The organism is Pseudomonas sp. K2I15, from assembly GCF_002204795.1.
In the GTDB taxonomy this organism is placed as follows: Bacteria; Pseudomonadota; Gammaproteobacteria; order Pseudomonadales; family Pseudomonadaceae; genus Aquipseudomonas.
The window spans coordinates 1-3,543 of the sequence record NZ_NIXO01000128.1; the positions used below are offsets into that span (position 1 = coordinate 1).

Genomic DNA, 3,543 nt, shown 5'->3' on the forward strand with positions numbered 1-3,543 from the left:
AATGCGGTGTGTCAGTCACCGAATGCATCAACTGAAAGACTGCATTCGCGAGCAAGCCCGCTCCCACATTTTTGACCGCGTGTGCCCTTGCCGTTGCTCTTGCTCTTGCTTTTACCACTCAAGCCGGCCGGTAGGCCGCTGTGCTCTTGCTTTTGATCTTGATCTGCGGCGCCCCGTTAACCACGATGGCCGCAAGTAGGCACGGTGGAGCGGGTAAATCGGCAAGGATGCCGATTTAGCCGCGACGGGCCAGGGACGGGCCGTCGCGGCGGCCCGCGGAGACGGGCCGGAGTGCGGGCATGCCGAGCCTAGGCGAGGCACCGAGTGGTGGGGCAAAGACCTTTTGGTTACTTTTGGGGCGTTTGCCAAAAGTGACCCGCTGTAAGAGCGGAACCCTAAGACGCCGTTACCGCAGCAACGGATATGTACACCATCAACTCAACACCACCGCCTCCCGAGCCTTGCGCTTGTTCTTAATGCCGTAGCAAACCCACATAAACACCAGCCAAACCGGAATCGCATACACCGACACCTGAATCCCCGGAATCAGCAACATAACCCCCAAAATAAACACCACAAACGCCAGACAAACATAATTCCCATACGGATACCAAAGCGCCTTGAACAACGGCACCTGCCCCGTCCGATCCATATGCTGCCTAAACTTGAAATGCGAAAAACTGATCATCGCCCAGTTAATCACCAGGGTCGCCACCACCAGCGACATCAGCAACTCCAGCGCATGCTGCGGAATCAGATAATTCATCAACACCGCCACCAGCGTAATCACCGCCGACGCCAGAATCGCCCGCACCGGCACCCCACGCTTATCGATCTTGGCCAGCACGCGAGGCGCATCCCCCTGCTCAGCCATCCCCAACAACATCCGGCTGTTGCAATATGTCCCGCTGTTGTAAACCGACAACGCCGCCGTCAACACCACAAAATTGAGAATATGCGCCGCCGTATTACTGCCCAACATCGAAAACACCTGCACAAACGGGCTGCCGCTATAAGCGTCACCGGAAGCGTTCAAGGTCTCCAACAAACTGTCCCAGGGCGTCAACGACAACAACACCACCAACGCACCAATGTAGAAAATCAAAATCCGGTAGATCACCTGATTGATCGCCTTCGGAATCACCGTACGCGGCTGGTCCGCCTCGGCCGCAGTAAACCCGAGCATCTCCAAGCCACCAAACGAGAACATGATGATCGCCATGGCCATCACCAAACCACCCACACCATGGGGAAAGAACCCGCCGTGTTCCCACAGGTTGCTCACCGAAGCCTGCGGCCCACCGGTGCCGCTCACCAGCAAATAACTGCCCAGGGCGATCATGCCGACGATGGCGACCACCTTGATGATCGCAAACCAGAACTCGGCCTCACCAAAGACCTTGACGTTGGAAAGATTGATCACAGTGATCAACACAAAAAACGCCGCCGCCGACACCCAGGTAGGGATCTCCGGCCACCAGTAGTGCACATACTTGCCGACCGCCGTCAGCTCCGACATGCCCACCAGGATGTACAGAATCCAGCAGTTCCAGCCGGACAGAAAGCCGGCGAAACCGCCCCAGTACTTGTGGGCAAAGTGACTGAAGGAACCGGCCACCGGCTCCTCGACGATCATCTCGCCCAACTGGCGCATGATCATGAAGGCGATAAAACCGCAGATGGCATAGCCGAGGATCATCGAGGGCCCGGCGGATTTCAGTACGCCGGCCGAGCCCAGGAACAGCCCGGTGCCAATCGCGCCACCGAGGGCGATCAGTTGAATATGGCGATTTTTCAGGCCGCGCTTCAGTTCGCCTGAATGCGAGTTGGCTTCACTCATGGAAAGGGTCTCACGCAAGGTTTGATCTGTGACGAAATCGAAGCCGACTGGCTTGTGGCCAGGCGGAGTGCACGGGGCGGATGGCCCTGAATAGTGGGATCACAGTAAAACGCGGCGCATTGTACACCGCCAAACCTGTCTGGGCCGACAGGATGGAGTGCGGCAGACAGGAGGGACATTAGGAAAATTCTTTCAGATAGCGAGAAGTTGACGGCAGGACGTTTCCCACAGAAAGACGCCGCCAACTGCCTGTTTCACCGGGATAAACCAAATCGCCATAAAAACAGAACAAAAAATCCAAATGAAACCGTGTCAATAAAAATTTTGCATTCTCAAACACACTCTTCTAGGTTCATCCACTTGCCCAGCGCAGCCGCTGGCAAGCTCGTTCTCAAACAACGTCATCTAGGAGATTCACCATGCAAGCACTGGAAAACGACCTGGAAACCGAACTGCAACTCGACGATTGGTTTGAAGCGCCGACCCACGAGGCCGCCGTTGAAATGATGCAAGCCGATGCCGTCGTGCCGTTCGGTACCGCGATGTGGCCGTTCTAATCTGACCAGGCACCCCGGCAGGTGCGGGACGCCGCACCTGCCACTGCTCCTACCGAAGGCTTTGAAGGAAGGACGTCATGGACAAGGCCCGCGCCGTCGAACATTTTCTGTATTACCTCGCCCATCACCCGGCCCTCGCCGGCCTGCACCACCCCACCATTTTGCTCGGCCATACCGAACGCTACGACGCCATCGCCCAGTCGATCATCCAGGGCAGCGCCGCCCGCTTCGACTTCCAGGTACAACGCCTGGACCAGGCCCGAAGCGAAACGCTGGCCAAGGCCATCGAAGACTGCGACCTGTACATGTTTCTCTACGATTCCTCGACCTTGCCCAACCCGCGTGCCGAAGGCCCGGACTTTATCCGCGCGCTGCAAGGCGTGATGGCCGAGCACTGGAAAAAATCCCTGCTGCTCAAGGACTACGGCGACTATTTCTACGACACCTTCAGCGTCGCGCCACAGCGGATTGCCGACCTCAACGCCACGTTGATCCGGCGCATGTCCCAGGCCAGCGTGCTGAGCTTCACCGACCAGCATGGCTCGCGCCTTGAAGCGCCCATGAGCAGCATCAAGAAGTGGACCAATATCAACGGCGTCGGCAACCACGACCTGGCGCCCGGCGAGATCGCCACCCACAGCGAGGCCATCAACGGCCAGGTGCGGTTTGTAGGCACCTTCCTCAGCACCATTCCGTTCGCGCGCAAATACGGCGTGCTGCAATCACCGCTGGAATTGTGGATCGAGAACTCGACTATCTGCACCGTGGCCAGTGAAGTGCCGGGGCTGGCGGATGACTTCAACAAATACCTGAATGCCAACCCGTCCAACCGCCGGGTGGAGGAACTGGGCATCGGCACCAATGAAGGGGTGAAGGATTTGTATGCACGCAATGCCGGCTTTGAAGAGCGCCATTGCGGGCTTCACCTGGGCTTGGGGGGCGGGCAGAAAGGCAGCCATCATCTGGATTTGATCTTTGCCAGCGGCGTGTTGGCCCTCGACGACAAGCCGGTGTTTGATGGCGCGTTCATGTTCTGAGACGACTTTCAAAACAAATGGAGATCAACAATGTGGGAGCGGGCTTGCTCGCGAATGCGGTGGGTCAGTCACCAGATGTATCAACTGACACACCGCATTCGCGAGCAAG

At 57.6% G+C, this 3,543-nt stretch carries 3 protein-coding genes; 2 read left to right on the forward strand and 1 reads right to left on the reverse strand.

The window, feature by feature from the left end:
* Positions 1–433: 433 nt before the first annotated feature.
* Positions 434–1,840: an amino acid permease gene (locus CEC48_RS30650; protein WP_088427232.1), complete on the reverse strand. Its 1,407-nt coding sequence runs from the start codon at positions 1,838–1,840 to the stop codon at positions 434–436.
* A 419-nt stretch (positions 1,841–2,259) separates the two neighbouring features.
* Here CEC48_RS30650 and CEC48_RS31675 point away from each other — a divergent pair, with 419 nt between their 5' ends.
* Complete coding sequence (locus tag CEC48_RS31675; protein WP_003175756.1) at positions 2,260–2,397, forward strand: hypothetical protein; 138 nt, start codon at positions 2,260–2,262, stop codon at positions 2,395–2,397.
* Positions 2,398–2,474: 77 nt separating this feature from the next.
* A complete protein-coding gene (locus CEC48_RS30655; protein WP_088427233.1) occupies positions 2,475–3,434 on the forward strand; it encodes a leucyl aminopeptidase in 960 nt (319 codons plus the stop codon).
* The last annotated feature ends 109 nt before the right edge of the window (positions 3,435–3,543 follow it).

Bases quoted from the DNA above. Each gene is read 5' to 3' on its own strand.
- CEC48_RS30650 (WP_088427232.1), bottom strand. From the start codon at position 1,840: ATGAGTGAAGCCAACTCGCATTCAGGCGAACTGAAGCGCGGCCTGAAA.
- CEC48_RS31675 (WP_003175756.1), top strand. From the start codon at position 2,260: ATGCAAGCACTGGAAAACGACCTGGAAACCGAACTGCAACTCGACGAT.
- CEC48_RS30655 (WP_088427233.1), top strand. From the start codon at position 2,475: ATGGACAAGGCCCGCGCCGTCGAACATTTTCTGTATTACCTCGCCCAT.